Genomic DNA, 15,734 nt, shown 5'->3' on the forward strand with positions numbered 1-15,734 from the left:
CTACCAAGGAGATTAAGATGTCAAAGATTGAAGTAAAAAACGTAGAAGGGAAAAGCGCAGATACACTTGAGCTTTCTTCCGACGTTTTTGGTATTGAGCCCAATATCCCTGTTGTGCATCAAGTTGTTGTTGCATACGAAGCATGCCTTCGTCAGGGTACTCACTCAACTAAAAATCGTTCTGCCGTTTCTGGTGGTGGTGTAAAGCCGTTCCGCCAAAAAGGTACTGGACGCGCACGTCAAGGTACAATTCGTGCACCTCAATGGGTAGGCGGTGGCGTTGTATTTGGCCCCACTCCTCACTCACACGCACTTCGTAGCAACAATAAAGAGAAAAAACTTGCTATGAAAAGCGTTCTTTCTGGCAAACTTGCCGATGGTGAGCTTATTGTTCTTGATAAATTTGCTTTTGAAAAAGCTTCTACTAAACAAGCTGCTGCTATTATCAAAGCTCTTGAGCTTCAAAATAAGCGCGTTACGCTTGTTGTAGACGATGATGATGTTGAAACTTACCTTTCGTTTAGAAACCTTCCTAAGGTAGTTATCTATGCTTCATCCGAAGTAAACACTCGTATTCTTGTCGATAATGCTGCTCTTGTTATGACTGTTGATGTAGCTAAACAACTTGAGGAGGCGCTCAGCTAATGACTTGTGCCTATGAAGTAATTATTCGTCCAGTTGTATCAGAGCGTTCGTTCGATTTGATGAGTTCTGGAAAGTATACATTTGAAGTTGCTGCAAGCGCTCCTAAAGAAGAGATCGCAAGCGCAGTAGAAAAACTTTTTAATGTACACGTTACCAAAGTAAACACAATGTGGGTTCAGCCTAAGACAAAACGCGTTCGTTATGTTGCTGGCAAAACCCGTAAGTGGAAAAAAGCTGTAGTAACGCTTGCCGAAGGCGAGCAAATTGAGGTATTTGCAAATTCCTCTGCAGCTTCTGAAGAGTAAACAAGCGCCCGCTTTTTAATAAAGCGGGTACTTAGTCGCACGTTATGGATACGCGCGGCAACGTGGTAGTCCGGTGTCGATAAGATAATCCCTAGGCTTATCGGCCAACGGAAAGAAGGGAAGAAAAGTATGGCAGTAAAGCACCTCAAGCCTACGAGTGCTGGTAGACGTTGGCAAACCGTCTCTGACTTTGCAGAGATTACAGCCACTGAGCCCGAGAAGTCACTTCTTGAGCCACTTTCGTCTAAAGGTGGTCGTAACAACAACGGTCGCATTACTACTCGTCACCAAGGTGGCGGGAACAAACGCAAGTACAGAAGAATAGACTTCAAACGTCGTAAAGACGATGTACCTGCAAAAGTTGCTACTATCGAGTACGATCCAAACCGCTCTGCTCGCATTGCACTTCTTCACTATGTAGATGGTGAAAAGGCATATATCTTATGCCCTGAAGGCTTGCATGTTGGAGATCAGGTTCTCTCTGGATCAAAAGATGTAGATATTAAACCTGGTAACACGATGCCTCTGTCCGAGATTCCAGTAGGTACGCTCATCCATGCTGTTGAGTTCCAACCTGGCAAAGGCGCAGCTATGGCACGTGCAGCTGGAACTTCAATTCAGCTCATGGGTAAAGATAACGGTTATGCAGTTTTGCGTATGCCGTCATCTGAGCTTCGCCGCGTTTTGCTCACTTGTCGTGCAACTATCGGTGAAGTTGGCAATGCCGATCACTCCAACATTGTTGTTGGTAAAGCTGGTCGTCGTCGCTGGGCAGGCGTTCGTCCTACCGTTCGTGGTACGGTTATGAACCCTGTAGACCACCCACACGGTGGTGGTGAAGGTAAGAACCACACTTCTGGTCGTCCATCTGTTACACCTTGGGGTAAACCAACCAAGGGTTACAAGACTCGTGACCCGAAGAAGGCTTCAAACCGCCTCATCATTCGTCGTCGTCGTTCTAAATAGTTGGATACCTAAGTAAGAGGAGATTTACAAAATGAGCAGAAGTCTCAAGAAGGGCCCGTTTGTGGAGACTCGCCTCCTTGCGCGCGTAGCCGCTATGAACGAGGCAGGAAAAAAAGACGTCATTAAAACGTGGTCACGTTCTTCAACCATCTTTCCCGAGATGGTAGGACACACCATTGCTGTCCATGATGGTCGTAAGCATGTCCCTGTATATCTTACCGAGTCTATGGTTGGTCATAAGTTGGGCGAATTTGCTCCAACTCGTACCTTCCGCGGCCACAAGGCATAAAGGGGGTAAACGTTTATGGCTAACACTCAAGTTCAAGAGGTAAAAGCAACAGCTAAGTTTGTTCGCATGGCACCTCGTAAAGCACGTATGGTTGTTGATTTAATTCGCAACAAGTCTATTGACCGTGCTTTGGAAGCACTTCAATTCTCTACACGCGCTGCTGCAGAGCCTGTTACTAAGGTTTTAAAGTCTGCTGTAGCAAATGCCGAGAACAATCACAACCTGCGCGCTCGTACGCTCGTTGTTAAAGCAGCTTATGTAAACGAAGGACCTACGCTTAAGCGTATTCGTCCTCGCGCTAAAGGTTCAGCTTCTCGTATTAACAAGCGCACGAGCCACATTACGGTCGTCGTCGCACCTGGAAAGGAGGCGTAGAGATAGTATGGGTCAGAAAGTACAACCAACCGGTTTTCGTTTGGGCATAACCGAGCAATGGCGTTCTCGCTGGTATGCAGGCAAAAATAACTATGCTCAAAATGTCGGTAGCGATCTTGAAATTCGTAAGTATCTCAAGAAGCGTCTTGCTTCTGCAGCTCTCTCTCGCGTTGAAATTGAGCGTGCCGGCGACAAGGTTAAAGTCGTCATCTTAACATCGCGCCCTGGTATTGTAATTGGTAAAAAAGGTACCGAGATCGATGATCTGCGCAAAGATGTTCAAAAAATTGCCAAGGTTGGCAAAGGCGACGTTAATGTCGAAGTTGTAGAAATTAAACAGCCCGATCTCGACGCACAACTTACTGCTGATCGTATCGCAGAGCAGTTGGAAGGCCGTGTTGCATTCCGCCGTGCTGTAAGAAAAGCAGTTCAGGGTGCCACCAAAGCTGGCGCTAAGGGTATTCGTATTCAATGCTCTGGTCGTCTGAACGGTGCCGAAATGGGTCGTGTTGAATGGTCGCGTGAAGGTCGCGTACCTCTGCACACTCTTCGTGCCAAGATTGATTATGCACAAGCTACTGCAAGCACCACTATGGGCGCAGTAGGCATTAAGGTTTGGATTTATTTAGGCGAGAAACTTCCAGGACAAAGTGCTCCTAACCCTGCATTAGAGGGAACAAGCCGTCCTCGTCGTCGCAATGAGAGGAGGAGTCGCTAATGCTGGCACCTAAGCGCGTTCTTCACCGTAAAGTACAGCGCGGCTCCATGAAGGGCCATGCAAAGGGTAATACTGAGTTGCATTTTGGTTCCTATGGACTTCAAGCTCTTGAAGCTCATTGGATTACCAATCGTCAAATTGAGGCAGCTCGTATTGCAATCACCCGTTACATGAAACGTGGTGGTAGAGTTTGGATTACAATTTTCCCGGACAAGCCGATTTCTAAGAAGCCTGCAGAAACTCGTATGGGTTCTGGTAAAGGTAACCCAGAGGAATGGGTAGCGGTCGTTAAACCTGGTCGTATCATGTTTGAAATCGACGGCGTGTCTGAAGAAGTGGCTAAAGAAGCATTGCGTCTTGCACAGCACAAGATGCCTATCAAGACCAAGGTTGTTGCCCGTGCCACGTCGGATGTGGAGGAGTAGACAACATGAAATACACCGAAATTCGTGAGCTGACCGATGAGCAGCTCGCTCAAAAACTCGAAGACGGTCGTTCTGAGCTTTTTAATCTGCGTTTTCAGATGGCAACCAGCCAGCTCGACAACACCGCTCGTGTAAAAGCTGTTAAGCGCGACATTGCGCGCGTTCAAACAGAGTTACGTGCTCGTCAACTTGCAGCATCTAAAGCTGCAAACAACTAGTTGCAGGAGAGATAAGTTATGGCAGATACCGAAAGCAGGAATGCACGTAAGGTCCGCACCGGTGAGGTCATCTCGCTTTCCGGCGACAAGACCATCACGGTGCAAATTACGTATCGTAAACACCATCCTAAGTATGGCAAAATGATGACTATCAGTAAGAAGCTTCATGTTCACGACGAGAACAACGAAAGTGCTCTTGGTGATAAAGTTCGCGTTATGGAAACTCGTCCTTTATCTAAAACCAAGCACTGGCGTCTTGTCGAAATTGTGGAGCGCGCTAAATAACGATTTGTGATGCCCATCTCGTTTTAGTGTGTACGTGCTACATACTAAACGAGGAGGGGTTGGAGGAACAGCAATGATTCAGATGGAGACCATGCTCAACGTCGCTGATAACAGCGGTGCTAAGCGCGTCAAATGCATCAAAGTCTTGGGTGGCTCAAAGCGCCGCTATGCTGGCCTTGCCGACGTCATTATGTGCGCCGTGCAGGAGGCTACCCCAGGTGGTTCAGTAAAGAAGGGTGACGTTGTTCGCTGCGTTGTCGTTCGTACTGTAAAAGAAACTCGTCGTAAAGACGGCAGCTATATTAAGTTCGATCAGAATGCTTGCGTTTTGGTTGACAAGCAAGGTGAGCCTAAAGGTACGCGTATCTTTGGACCCGTTGCTCGTGAGCTGCGTGATCACAAGTACATGAAGATCGTCTCGCTTGCTCCTGAGACGCTTTAGAAAGTGAGATGCTCATGGCTAAATTGAAATTCAAAAAGGGAGACCAAGTTCAGGTCATCTCGGGTAAGGATAAGGGTAAGCGCGGTGAAATTCTTCGTGCTTTGCCTTCCGAAAACAAGGTTGTTGTTGCAGGCGTAGCAGTGGTTAAAAAAGCTCAAAAGCCAACGCAGGCAAATCAACAAGGCGGTATTGTTGAGAAAGAAGCTGCAATCGACGCTTCTAACGTTGCGTTAATTGATCCTTCTACCGACAAGCCTTGCCGCTGCGGATTTAAGGTTCTTGAAGACGGTACAAAGGTGAGAATTTCTCGTCAAACTGGTACCGAGATCAAATAACTTTTTCTGCATATATGTATACGAAAGCTCCGAAGCCATGCGCGCTTCGGAGCTTTTTTGTAGATGAAAGTTTTTGTGGCTAGCTACGGTAACTCACTTGTTGTGCAATGTACGTATGCTGTGCAAACATATGTCAAGTGATAACTTATCGCGTGAACATGTGGCGTGCGAACACGCATCGTACAAACATATGTCACAAGCACTACAACGCCATGCTTCGATTATCCTTCTACCAAAGGAGCGTTCATCAAGTGGTCGTAGACAAAATATGCTATACCCAATAAAATTGCAGCTCCCAACAGAGTACAGGTAACATAGGTGGTATCGCCACCAAAAAACTCGCCTAAGGGGTTGAAACAAACAAGAGTCGTAATTCCAATGCAAATAGAACACAGGACAAAAAGTAGCAACGTCCATTTTTGTTTTTTGAACGCGTGTGCAATTTCGTGAGTATCGTCCCAGCTAAAATTGGGGTCGCTAGCGTCAATTGCCAGAGCGCAAATAGAAAGAAATGCAATCGAGGCAAACGGCATTATCAGCAACGCAAAACGTTCTGCCAAGCTCAACGGCAGAAAAATGTTATACAGCACTTCTTCTATCGCAAGCGTAATTCCTATAGGAGTAGTTGCCGCAATAAGTTTTGCACGCATAATGTCGCGTGCGAGCAAAGGCATCGTTTGAAGGTGCCACCATTTGTTGCCTTCCAACGTGATAGCATACAAGCTAGCCGGTGCTAAGTTGGTATAAATGGGAATACATGCTACAACCGCGCACAATATGTGACCTTCAAGATGGTTTATATAGGGAAATAGACAGAGACAGCTTGCCGCTGCTAAACCAAAAAGTGGACCTATGAGTACGTTCATTGCAACTGCCGAGCTGTGACGCAGCAAGAGACCGTCCTTTTTTATGAGTGCAACCATGCTTCGGTGTTTTATTACAATTGCGCGCAGTAGGTTGTTCGTTTGCTTGTTTGCTTGCGTATGCGTATCGTTTGTACGGGCTTCCTCAAAAGAAAATGAGCGCGTTTGTACCCTTACATCTTTAAGTGCAATGAGCGAGTCAAGATTTCTAGCAAGCCATGTAGCAAAAATCGTGTAGATAACCATAATTGGTACAGCAAGTTTAGCAAGGGCTAATATGTCACCCATGCAAGCTGCGGCAAAGACATCAACAAACGAAAGTACCATGGTAATAGAGTTAAGATAGGGAAGGATAAAGCTTTGTAATTCGGGAATAGCAAGGCTGTATCCAATAATAATAGCCGGTACGATAACTATGCATGTTACTAATGCCATCACAAAAATGTGTCCACCGCGAAACTTGCGTTTAAGCGCGTATCCAGCGCAAAAACACAGGATGGAAAAAATTGAGGTATAAAGTGGTACTAGAATAGTGCCAAAAACGGCAAGACGTATAAGACTTAGTATGTCGACGTGAGCACTCCAAGCAATAACGCCGCATAACATAAAGATAAGTGCAGAAATAAATGATCCGCTTAACGCGTCTATAAGCCGCGCCCAAGCAATGGTCAGCTGCGATATGGGCATAGTTTTAAGCTGTTGGTAACGTCCTGTTTCAAAAAGGGCGGAACCAAGGCTCAAAAAGTCGGTTATCAATATAGAAAGAAAAGTGCATATAAAAGCCGCGCTTGGGAGTATCTGTGGGCCCATGAGTTCTATAAGGTTATTAAAGAAGCCGATGAAGGCTTGCATAAGCAGCACAAGGACAACAACCGCCACAATTATGCCTCGTATGGCAGGGTTGATGAATGTCTTGGTATTGCCTCTTCTTTTTGAGCTAAAAGCTTTAGTCCAATTCTCAATAAGACCCATCTTAATGATGGAATATATTTGTTTTAACGTGTGTGGCATCATGATCACATCTATTCTGCACTGGTGTTTGAAGCTGCTGCGTCAGATAAATCACTGGTCTCATCTATGCTTGCGTTTTCGCATGTAGATACAGCGGACTCACCTGTTACAAGGCTTGCGGAATCGTCTGCGAGCTCGTTCATAAAAAGCGTCTCAAGCGATGTATTGTGAGTAAGCTCAGACATAGTTCCTTGTGCTACAAGGCGACCATTTTTAATCATGGCAGCTTTGTTGCAGAGTTTTTCGGCAACCTCCAAAACGTGCGTAGAATAAAATACAGCGCCACCAGCTTGGCAAATCTCGTGCATGATTTCCTTAAAGTGAAGCGTTGCTTCGGGGTCAAGGCCTACAAAAGGCTCGTCGAGCACAAGCAAGCGAGGGTTATGCAAAAGCGATGCAATAATAGCAATTTTTTGTTTCATACCGTGAGAATAATCGGCACAGCGCATATTAAGCTTTGAGGTGAGCTCAAAAATATCGGCATACTTGTGCATGCGCTCGCGTGCAAGGCGCGGGTCAACCCCATACATATCGGCAACAAAGCGCAGATATTGAATACCACTTACATAGTTATAAATCTCGGGGTTATCGGGCAAATACGAAAAAATTTGCTTGGCGGCAAGGGGCTCATCCACAATAGAATGGCCGTCGATTGTAATGGTGCCACTGTCAAAGGAGTGGATACCCACGATACTTTTGATAGTGGTTGTTTTACCTGCGCCGTTAGGACCAATAAAGGCAAAAATATCGCCCGATTCAACGTTTAAGGAAAGGTCGCGTACTGCGAATGTCTCAAGATTGTGCGCGGATTCTGCAGCGTCCTTTGCAGTTTGTTTTGTAAACTTACGGGCAAGATTTTTAAGAAAGCCCTGTTGCGCTGGCTTGTATGATTTTGTGAGATGTTCTATCTGTAGCATGGTTTCCCCCTCTTAAATGTGGTGGATAGATTCTATCTAAAAAGAATGCGTATGTCTACACAGTATGTACGAAGTGGGGGGGGGTATAAGAACCTGCATATATTGGGTCAAATTATAAATATTTTGTGGAAACTAAATTTGTAATTCGTCCAAAAAGAGCGAAATATGAAAAAGTTGTGAAGGCGGGGGGGTCATGGGTGATACTTGTGAATTGCTTAAAATAAAGGCAGAGAAAAAGCTTTGGAGCACGTATGAACATGCAAGATGAACGCGCTATTCAAATACAGCAAGTTACTACGTTTATATTGCAAAAGAAGCATGCATTGAATCACCGTCAGAACTTATGTTAGCCGGCAAAAACATCAGAAGATAAAACTCAAGTACGTAATTAAAGGCTTCATCTTTAAAAAGATGTCTCGTGGAAGGAAGTTACGCCATGAAACCTAAACATTATAGCAAGACATCACGCATGCACAATATGCTCAGTACTTCTCGTGCGTATGTGTGGGGAGGAGCTGTTGCGTCTGTTTTAATTGCTTCAAGTTCCGTAGTTGCTCAAGCTCAAGAGCTTGAGCCTGTAGGTAACAAAACGCCTGCACTAGAACAAAAAGCACCCGCAGGTGTAGTCACGCCTATCGCAAAAGATCAAGTGACGCAAAAACATGTAGCTACTGCACAAAAGCCTACTGATAACACTTTAGTTACAACTTCGGCACAAACCGCGCTTACTAATTTAGCCGCGGTGGAGGTAAGAAGTTCAAAACCAGATCCTAATGTGCCCGCACAAGTCCAAACGACCGAGCTTAAAGTGAGTTTATGCTGGGAAACCATGAATGAGGAATATGCAGGCGGCAAAAATGCATTTGTTAAAGGCGATAGCGATTTTGGCCAATTAAATTTTGGTAGCTGGGATTTTGGTTCTACGCTCGATTCTTCCAGGAAAGATGTTAAGGAAGCGTTTGGAAAAATCCAGTTTCAGATAAAAGATATAACTGATAACAAGATAGTAGCAACGACTGCCGGCACCTATGATCCCGACACTGCCACGAGCGCAACAAAAAGCTTGGGTAGCTATGATTCAACTCATACATATGAGGTATCCGTAGTAAATAGCACTATTCCAAGCCCGTATTATGTGACGTATAATAATGTTTCAGCCGATGAGGGAAAAGAATTTGAAGCCGATATATACCATTTTAAGTGGACGCCATCCAACGCAAAAGACAAGCAATCTCAAAATAAATATTTTCGTTTGTGTGTTATGGAAGTTGTTTATGCCAAGGATGAGTCGGTAGCAGATAAATGTTTTTCATACACTCAGCCACAAAAAGATAATGGTGACTATCGATCCGACGGCAACTGGAAGTTTACCTACAACGCCGATAATGTTTTTGCGCGTCTTCGTGTGAAAGATAATAAAATTCAGTTCCCTGAGACCAATCCTGTTAAATCGGGCTATAAATTTGCTGGCTGGCAGTTCTATGTTGCTCAAAAAACAAATGGTAGACCATATACGTCATTTGATCGTATGTCCGACGATGATAAAAAAATAATAAATAGCACAACGGTTGCATATTCGCCCTTTGGAGTTAAACCATATATTGACTATCCTTATTTGTTTGCCCTCATAAGGGATAGCAAGGGTGTGAATGTGTTTGGAAGTAAATTAGGAACTCAATATTGCTCTACTAACCATACGTTTGTTGTATTCCCCAAGTGGGAGGCCTCGGGTTATAAAGTTACCTTTATGAATGGCGACGCGCAGCTTGCACAAGTAAAAGTGCAAGAGAACAAGGCTATTGAAACAGACGAATGGACAGATCAGTCGATGCCTGCCCAGCCTACTAAAGCAGGTTTTACCTTTAAGGAATGGAATACAAAGCCCGATGGAACAGGACAAGCATTTAGTGGTACAACGCTCGTGCAAAGCGATATGAATGTGTATGCCATCTATACTCCAAATCCAGCAAAGATAGAAACCGCTCCCGTTCTTACTCTTCAAGATAAAACCATTACCGAAGGCACTCCTTTTACGGTGCGTGATTTAATAGTTTCTGCAACCGATGCCAAAGACGGTAACCTTATAGATAAGGTAGCTGTGGTAGATACTCAAGGCTTTGATGCTGCTAAGGTAGGTACATATACCATTACCTTTAAGGTTGCTAATAAACTTGGAATAAGCGTAACTAAATCTGCTGTTGTCAATGTGGTTAAAAAGGATGAACAAAAGCCAACAGATAAGAATGAGGGCAAACAAAACAAAACTCAACGCCCGAGCCACTTAAAAACAGCCACACCCCAAACTGGAGATGGGCTGCTCTTGCCGATAAGCGCTCTTGCTACTTCGTTGGGCTTTGCTGCTGGGGTTATGGGCGCTCGTTTGCGTCGCAAACACTAGCGTGGCGTCACGTACAGCTAGCAGTTAAGTTTATAAGTTCAGTACACGCTGTGACAACTCAAGCTACACATGTTGTGGCTTGAGTTTTTTTGTGCGTGCTCAAAGCGCGATCTAAGTGTGTTCCCGTTGGTAAGAAGTATGAAATGTTTGTGGGGGGGGGTATAGGTCTCTTTCAGTGCGTTACAGTTAATATTATGAACCATTGAGAGGAGCACCATGAAACCACAGCTTAAATGCAGAGCAATTTCCTCTTTACGTACTTTGTTTTTTGCATGTGCGTTTGTTATTACGTGCCTGTTCGCAGGTATGCAAGAATATTGTTATGCAGATTCTTCTATAAATAATCATGCGCAACCACAAGATAACACGTCCGCGTCAGCGCAAACAACAAGCAATTCAAGCTCTGATAAGCCGGTTAAACTTACTAACGAGCAAATGAAGCAGTATTATTTCATAAATCTAACTCTGCAATACAAAGCCCTTGATACACGCATTGTTCCAAGCGATAAAACTACATTCATCCAGCCTGATAGTGATTTCGGCCTTTTGGATACCTCATGGCAAAATGGCTCGAATTCTGATCCTGCATGCAGAAAGCAACATAATGATGTGCTTGCAAAGTATCGTGCGGTAAAGTTTCGCTTTTTTGATAACACGCTTAAGAAGGAAGCAACCGATATAAAGGAGCTTGATTTTGGTGACCCTGTAAATATCAGCAGGATCTTTTTCGGCTTTAATCCCGATCATGAATATAAGATATCTATTGTTGGTGAAACGGTACCATCACCGTATGCGCTAGGTTTTAGCTTGCGGCATTCCGATCATACGAGCCCTGTTGCCACAACGCTTACCTTTCAGATACATAAACAATATTCACTAAATGAAGGTGCTCCCGTTGAAAAAGGCGATAATTGGAATATTCCTTATCAGTTTATAGATCTTAAAGACCATTTTGTGAAAACCACTCTTTTTATGCTGCCCATGGAGTTTATATTTGCAAATTCTGCAGATGATGCTAAAGACGCACTAACAATTGAAAAAGACCCGACAACCGCAGATAAGTATTCGTTTGTATATCATAACGAAAAGATTTTTAAGCGCGTGCGTATCAAAGATAATAAGCTGGATATTCCAACGGAGGTACCCAAGCGCGCTGGATACAAGTTTTTAGGCTGGGGATATAATCTGTTGTTTCCTAAAAAAGCAGACGGAACGCCAGATGATGATCAAAATGCCTACACTATACACAATTTATTGGAATGTACTCGTCAACAGAATATAACTCCTGACCAGGAAAATAAGTGTTACAGTGATTATACTAACTGGGCTGCGGAGACGATGCGTTTTGATGCAAGGCACATGCGCCCTGCGTATCAGTGGTCTATTATTCGAGATGGTGTTATTAACAAGTATGGTATGCAAAAAGACTTTCTACATGCAGAGTCGCCCGTATTTATCGTATTTGCTGTTTGGAAAAAATTGCCCACCTATACCGTAACGTTTGATGCACAAGGTGGTGTATTTACGAGTGCGGCAAAGGTAAGTGTTGCAGATGGCGCGCTGGTGACTATGCCAGAAGACCCTACTAAAAATGGATATAAGTTTACGGGCTGGTTTTTAGATGATAAGAAATGGGATTTTAAGACACAAAAAGTTACAAAAGATATAACGTTGAAAGCTCAATGGGAAAAGGAAGGACAGCCCCAACCCGATCCAAAACCCGATCCAAAAGGGCAGGATCCAAAAAGTTCCGACACGCCGCCTGACCACAAGACAGCACGTGAGCCAGATCAGGTTTCGCCACAAACAGGCGAGGAACAAAACCTGTATGCAAACATGTTTGGTGTTCTCTTTTGTGCTGGGCTACTTGCGCTGATGGGTGGCTTTGCAGGATATGGAAAGCGCAGTTTTTAATCTGTGCCACCTATAAAGCTACGCCCCAAACTGGCGATTGGTTGCCCTTGCTAATGAGCACTCTTGCAATTTCGCCGGGCTTTGCTGCAGGACTTATGTGCGCTCGTTTGTAGCGCATGTGCTCATGTGGCGTGTGTAACTTTAACAGCTTAATTTTAGAATTGTAACAAACACTGAAACTCAAGCTACACATGTTGTAGCTTGAGTTTTTTTGTGCGCGCGCTCAATGTTCTAGCTCAGCGCACGGTCTAAGTCCACCCCTGTTGGCAATAAATATGGAATATTTGTGAGGGGGGGGGGTAGAACTTGCCTTCATTGCATTAAAGTTAATGCTATAAACCATTGAGAGGAACACTATGAAAACACAGATTAAATGCAGAAACAACGGGCAATTCTCAAGGAATAATGTGGTGCGTGCACTCATATGTGCACTCGGGATTATACCGTTTATAGCTTCTCCCACTATGGCATATGCAGCTGCAGACCCTGTTGTTGAAAGTCCAACTGTTAAGCCAAATGCCGATGGAGTTTATGATTTTACCGATGATAAGAATGTACAAAATCCCTTCCCCAATGTAATTACGCCCGATGAAGTTAAAGAGCTGCAGGATAAATCACCATTTGCTGATCCTTATCCCATTATTGATAAGGTTTTTTCTACACCTCCTGGCAAGAAATTTTCTGTTGAGAATGGTCAAGCATTTGGTGATACTAAAAGTATTCATCCATCTTATCATTCGTTTCTCGGCTATACTGGCCGGTTGGGAAGAATTGACATTTTTGTATTTATTCCGCGAATTGATGACGAACATTCAGAAAACGGGGATATCGGCTTTTTTCCATACCAATCGTCGCGCGAGCTAAAAAACCCAGATGGGTCAGCAAACTTTGATCACTACAAAACTCCCAACAATAAGATTCCATACAAACTTGAGATAAATGGGAAGCTTGTTGGATCCAATATATCAGATCCGACAAAGTTCAAAGTTTCTGTAAGAAAGAACCAAACGTTTTTTCATGTTGTTATGGAGTGCGACAACAATGATGAGGCTGTTTATGGGTATGGATATATAAATCGTCAAAGCGTACATAACTACATGAGAGCTTTTGGATCTGTTGCCTTGTTACCTGAGTCTGGTGCTCAGTTTCACTTTGTAGATGATTTGCAATATCGCAATGCAGCGCGCATTAAAGACGCTGGTCAACTTTCCCAGCGCAGCGCTGGCGAAGCTGACAGATTCTCTACCAAGCCGTTTACCAAGTTAGATGTATCCGATTTGTCTGACATTATAAATGTTAGTGGAGTGCGCTTTGGCAATAATAAAGTGGTCAGCAATATGTATACGCCACTCTTAAGTTACGATGGCGACCCAAAGAAAGGTTCTGTTAAGCGCCCAACGATGGAGGAGCTGACCAGTACAAACATTCCTGGCTATCTTTACTACAGTAACGATATAGACACGCCCGAAGGTGGCACATTTACCAAGGATAATACTGAAAAGTTTGGCAACTATGATTATGGTATTGTGCGTGACAAAGACGACAATCAGGTAAACACCAAACACTATTACGTGACCTATCGCCCGATTCCCACACAGCTTGTTGTGCAGTACAAAAATACAGAGAATAAGGTAGAAGCAGGTAAGCCATACGCTATCTATGCAGGTAAAAATCTGGTTAATACTTCGCTTACATCTTCTGAGCAGCTTCCAACAGCTCCTACTAAACCAGAACTGCAGAAGATGATAACGGATAAAAACACTGCTTTGCTTCCCGAGGCTGCGGGTTATCTCTCTCAAGGGGTTACGTATTTAGCTCCAGGTACGTATGCCGTAAAGCCTACGGCTCCTGCTCCTGAAGGCTATGAATGGGTGGCTGAATCAGCTGACATTAATACTGCATCAACCGAGGAAACACTTCGTGTTTCTGCACATAAAGACACAGATCCCACCCAAAAAGTGGTCACGTTTGTTCCTCGCATGATAACGCATACGGTTACTTTTATGAATGACGGCAAGCAATATAAGCAAGTTAAGGTACAGCACGGGAAAGCAATAGATACCGATCTGCTTAAAGATCAATCTATGCCCGCAGAGCCTACAAAGGATGGATATGTCTTTAAGGAATGGAATACCGATAGTTCTGGTAAAGATAAATCTGGTGTATTTACGGGTAAGACTGTTGTAAATCAGGACATAACGGTTCATGCGGTATATGCTTTGAAAGCAGCAGTTTTGAACGAAGCCCCCACCCTTACTCTTCGTGACGCAACTATTACTGAAGGTGATACTTTTGATCTCACAAGTCTTGTTGTATCTGCAAGTGATGTAGAAGATGGTGATATAACAAGTAAGGTATCTATCAGCGATAATGGCGGGTTTGATAATACCAAGGCTGGAGCTTATAAGATTACCTTTACGGTTACTGATAAAGATGGCGCCTCTACCACAAAACAAGTTCGTGTGACCGTCCAGAAAAAACCTATGCCGCCCATGTCCGCGCATCAACATACTCGCACGGTTCCTCAAACTGGAGATACAAGCGTGCTTCCAGAATTTTTGGCTCTTACAGGTACGTTTGGCATAATATTAGGTTCTGGTATGAGCCTCATCTCGCAAAAGCGTCGTCGGCAGCACTAGCAGCCCACACCTTTAACACCAAATTCCGCCCGTACTCACACCACCTGGCTTATTGCCGCTGCGCGTGTCTCTGCGGGCGTGCTTTTATAAAACGTTTTGTTTTGGCTAAAGTAACATGATGGACAAATAACAAACGTCTGCCCGAAATATGGAATTATCCTGATGTTTTTGTAAATGCGTCCAACAGCACGCAAATGCTACAAGAGAAACAGGTATCATTTACCGTTGCAACTTTATAGGGGATACCTAGGTGTCTTTTATAAAATTGCAGGTAGGCTCCCGATAAGGTGTCGGGAGGTGCGAGGCGATCCCCGTACTTAAAACCCCAAGAGTTTAGGAGTGTCCTATGGCAAAGAAGTCAACCGAAGCCATGCCTCGATTAAAGGCAAAATACTTCGACGAAGTACGCGACGTACTTCAAAAGGAATTTGAGTACAAAAATGTTAACCAAATTCCAAAGATCGAGAAAATCGTCGTAAACATGGGTGTTGGCGAAGCTGCTGGCGACCACAAAGCAATCGAGGGCGCTGTATCAGACCTTCGTGACATTACTGGTCAACAACCAATGGTTACCCACGCTCGCAAATCTATCGCTACTTTCCACCTTCGCGCTGGTATGCCTATTGGCGCTAAGGTAACACTTCGTGGCGATCGTATGTACGAGTTCTTTGATCGTCTTATTTCTATTGCTATTCCACGTATCCGCGACTTTCGTGGTATTTCCTCTAAGAGCTTTGACGGCCACGGTAATTTCTCCATGGGCGTAACCGAACAGCTCATCTTTGCGGAAATTGATTTCGACAAAGTCGATCACACACGTGGTATGGACATTACCGTTGTAACTACAGCATCTACCGACGAAGAAGGCCGTGCACTTTTAGCTGCATTTAACTTCCCGTTCAAAAAATAGTATTTGGTAGATGATGGAGTAGCTGCGCTTTGCGCAGCAATCGTAAGGCTTTGGTAATAAAGCCAAGGTAAAAGGAGGAT

The 15,734-nt window shown here is 44.2% G+C and carries 17 protein-coding genes; 15 read left to right on the top strand and 2 right to left on the bottom strand.

Annotation, left to right across the window (positions count from 1 at the left end):
* The first annotated feature begins 17 nt into the window (after nucleotides 1-17).
* The 11 genes from rplD (at nucleotide 18) to rplX (ending at nucleotide 5,002) form a co-directional block, all read left to right on the top strand.
* On the top strand, nucleotides 18-644 hold the full coding sequence (gene rplD / locus HMPREF0091_RS01315; RefSeq protein ID WP_006302372.1) for a 50S ribosomal protein L4: 627 nt from the start codon (nucleotides 18-20) through the stop codon (nucleotides 642-644).
* Nucleotides 644-949 carry a 50S ribosomal protein L23 gene (gene rplW / locus HMPREF0091_RS01320; protein ID WP_006302373.1) on the top strand — a complete coding sequence of 102 codons (306 nt, stop codon included), beginning with the start codon at nucleotides 644-646 and terminating at the stop codon, nucleotides 947-949. Before rplD ends, rplW begins: the two co-directional genes overlap by 1 nt.
* Nucleotides 950-1,078: 129 nt before the next feature.
* Complete coding sequence (gene rplB, locus HMPREF0091_RS01325) at nucleotides 1,079-1,915, top strand: 50S ribosomal protein L2 (protein ID WP_006302374.1); 837 nt, start codon at nucleotides 1,079-1,081, stop codon at nucleotides 1,913-1,915.
* 31 nt (nucleotides 1,916-1,946) lie between these two features.
* Nucleotides 1,947-2,204, top strand: coding sequence for a 30S ribosomal protein S19 (gene rpsS / locus HMPREF0091_RS01330; RefSeq protein ID WP_006302375.1), 258 nt, complete (start codon nucleotides 1,947-1,949; stop codon nucleotides 2,202-2,204).
* A 15-nt stretch (nucleotides 2,205-2,219) separates the two neighbouring features.
* Nucleotides 2,220-2,579: a 50S ribosomal protein L22 gene (gene rplV / locus HMPREF0091_RS01335; protein WP_006302376.1), complete on the top strand. Its 360-nt coding sequence runs from the start codon at nucleotides 2,220-2,222 to the stop codon at nucleotides 2,577-2,579.
* 7 nt (nucleotides 2,580-2,586) lie between these two features.
* Nucleotides 2,587-3,297 (top strand): 30S ribosomal protein S3, encoded by a 711-nt coding sequence (gene rpsC / locus HMPREF0091_RS01340; protein WP_006302377.1) that lies wholly within the window; start codon nucleotides 2,587-2,589, stop codon nucleotides 3,295-3,297.
* Nucleotides 3,297-3,722: a 50S ribosomal protein L16 gene (gene rplP, locus HMPREF0091_RS01345; RefSeq protein ID WP_006302378.1), complete on the top strand. Its 426-nt coding sequence runs from the start codon at nucleotides 3,297-3,299 to the stop codon at nucleotides 3,720-3,722. Before rpsC ends, rplP begins: the two co-directional genes overlap by 1 nt.
* A 5-nt stretch (nucleotides 3,723-3,727) precedes the next feature.
* Nucleotides 3,728-3,940, top strand: coding sequence for a 50S ribosomal protein L29 (rpmC, locus tag HMPREF0091_RS01350; protein ID WP_006302379.1), 213 nt, complete (start codon nucleotides 3,728-3,730; stop codon nucleotides 3,938-3,940).
* 18 nt (nucleotides 3,941-3,958) lie between these two features.
* Nucleotides 3,959-4,225 carry a 30S ribosomal protein S17 gene (rpsQ, locus tag HMPREF0091_RS01355; RefSeq protein ID WP_006302380.1) on the top strand — a complete coding sequence of 89 codons (267 nt, stop codon included), beginning with the start codon at nucleotides 3,959-3,961 and terminating at the stop codon, nucleotides 4,223-4,225.
* A 73-nt stretch (nucleotides 4,226-4,298) separates the two neighbouring features.
* On the top strand, nucleotides 4,299-4,667 hold the full coding sequence (gene rplN, locus HMPREF0091_RS01360; RefSeq protein ID WP_010241540.1) for a 50S ribosomal protein L14: 369 nt from the start codon (nucleotides 4,299-4,301) through the stop codon (nucleotides 4,665-4,667).
* Between the two features lie 14 nt (nucleotides 4,668-4,681).
* Nucleotides 4,682-5,002, top strand: a complete 321-nt coding sequence (rplX, locus tag HMPREF0091_RS01365) for a 50S ribosomal protein L24 (RefSeq protein WP_010241542.1) — start codon at nucleotides 4,682-4,684, stop codon at nucleotides 5,000-5,002.
* 221 nt (nucleotides 5,003-5,223) lie between these two features.
* Here the strand turns inward: rplX and HMPREF0091_RS01370 are convergent, their stop codons facing one another.
* Both HMPREF0091_RS01370 and HMPREF0091_RS01375 read right to left on the bottom strand, forming a co-directional pair.
* Entirely contained in the window at nucleotides 5,224-6,879 is a 1,656-nt protein-coding gene (locus tag HMPREF0091_RS01370; RefSeq protein ID WP_006302383.1) for a hypothetical protein, read from the bottom strand.
* 8 nt (nucleotides 6,880-6,887) lie between these two features.
* Complete coding sequence (locus tag HMPREF0091_RS01375; protein WP_006302384.1) at nucleotides 6,888-7,793, bottom strand: ABC transporter ATP-binding protein; 906 nt, start codon at nucleotides 7,791-7,793, stop codon at nucleotides 6,888-6,890.
* Nucleotides 7,794-8,229: 436 nt separating this feature from the next.
* Here HMPREF0091_RS01375 and HMPREF0091_RS01380 point away from each other — a divergent pair, with 436 nt between their 5' ends.
* The 4 genes from HMPREF0091_RS01380 to rplE all read left to right on the top strand — a co-directional run bounded on the left by HMPREF0091_RS01380 (nucleotide 8,230) and on the right by rplE (nucleotide 15,654).
* Nucleotides 8,230-10,191 carry an InlB B-repeat-containing protein gene (locus HMPREF0091_RS01380; protein WP_010241544.1) on the top strand — a complete coding sequence of 654 codons (1,962 nt, stop codon included), beginning with the start codon at nucleotides 8,230-8,232 and terminating at the stop codon, nucleotides 10,189-10,191.
* A 216-nt stretch (nucleotides 10,192-10,407) separates the two neighbouring features.
* Nucleotides 10,408-12,105 carry an InlB B-repeat-containing protein gene (locus HMPREF0091_RS01385; protein ID WP_006302386.1) on the top strand — a complete coding sequence of 566 codons (1,698 nt, stop codon included), beginning with the start codon at nucleotides 10,408-10,410 and terminating at the stop codon, nucleotides 12,103-12,105.
* A gap of 356 nt (nucleotides 12,106-12,461) precedes the next feature.
* On the top strand, nucleotides 12,462-14,744 hold the full coding sequence (locus HMPREF0091_RS01390; protein WP_006302389.1) for an InlB B-repeat-containing protein: 2,283 nt from the start codon (nucleotides 12,462-12,464) through the stop codon (nucleotides 14,742-14,744).
* Nucleotides 14,745-15,090: 346 nt separating this feature from the next.
* Nucleotides 15,091-15,654 carry a 50S ribosomal protein L5 gene (rplE, locus tag HMPREF0091_RS01395; RefSeq protein ID WP_006302390.1) on the top strand — a complete coding sequence of 188 codons (564 nt, stop codon included), beginning with the start codon at nucleotides 15,091-15,093 and terminating at the stop codon, nucleotides 15,652-15,654.
* The last annotated feature ends 80 nt before the right edge of the window (nucleotides 15,655-15,734 follow it).

It is taken from the genome of Fannyhessea vaginae DSM 15829 (genome assembly GCF_000159235.2).
GTDB lineage: Bacteria > Actinomycetota > Coriobacteriia > Coriobacteriales > Atopobiaceae > Fannyhessea > Fannyhessea vaginae.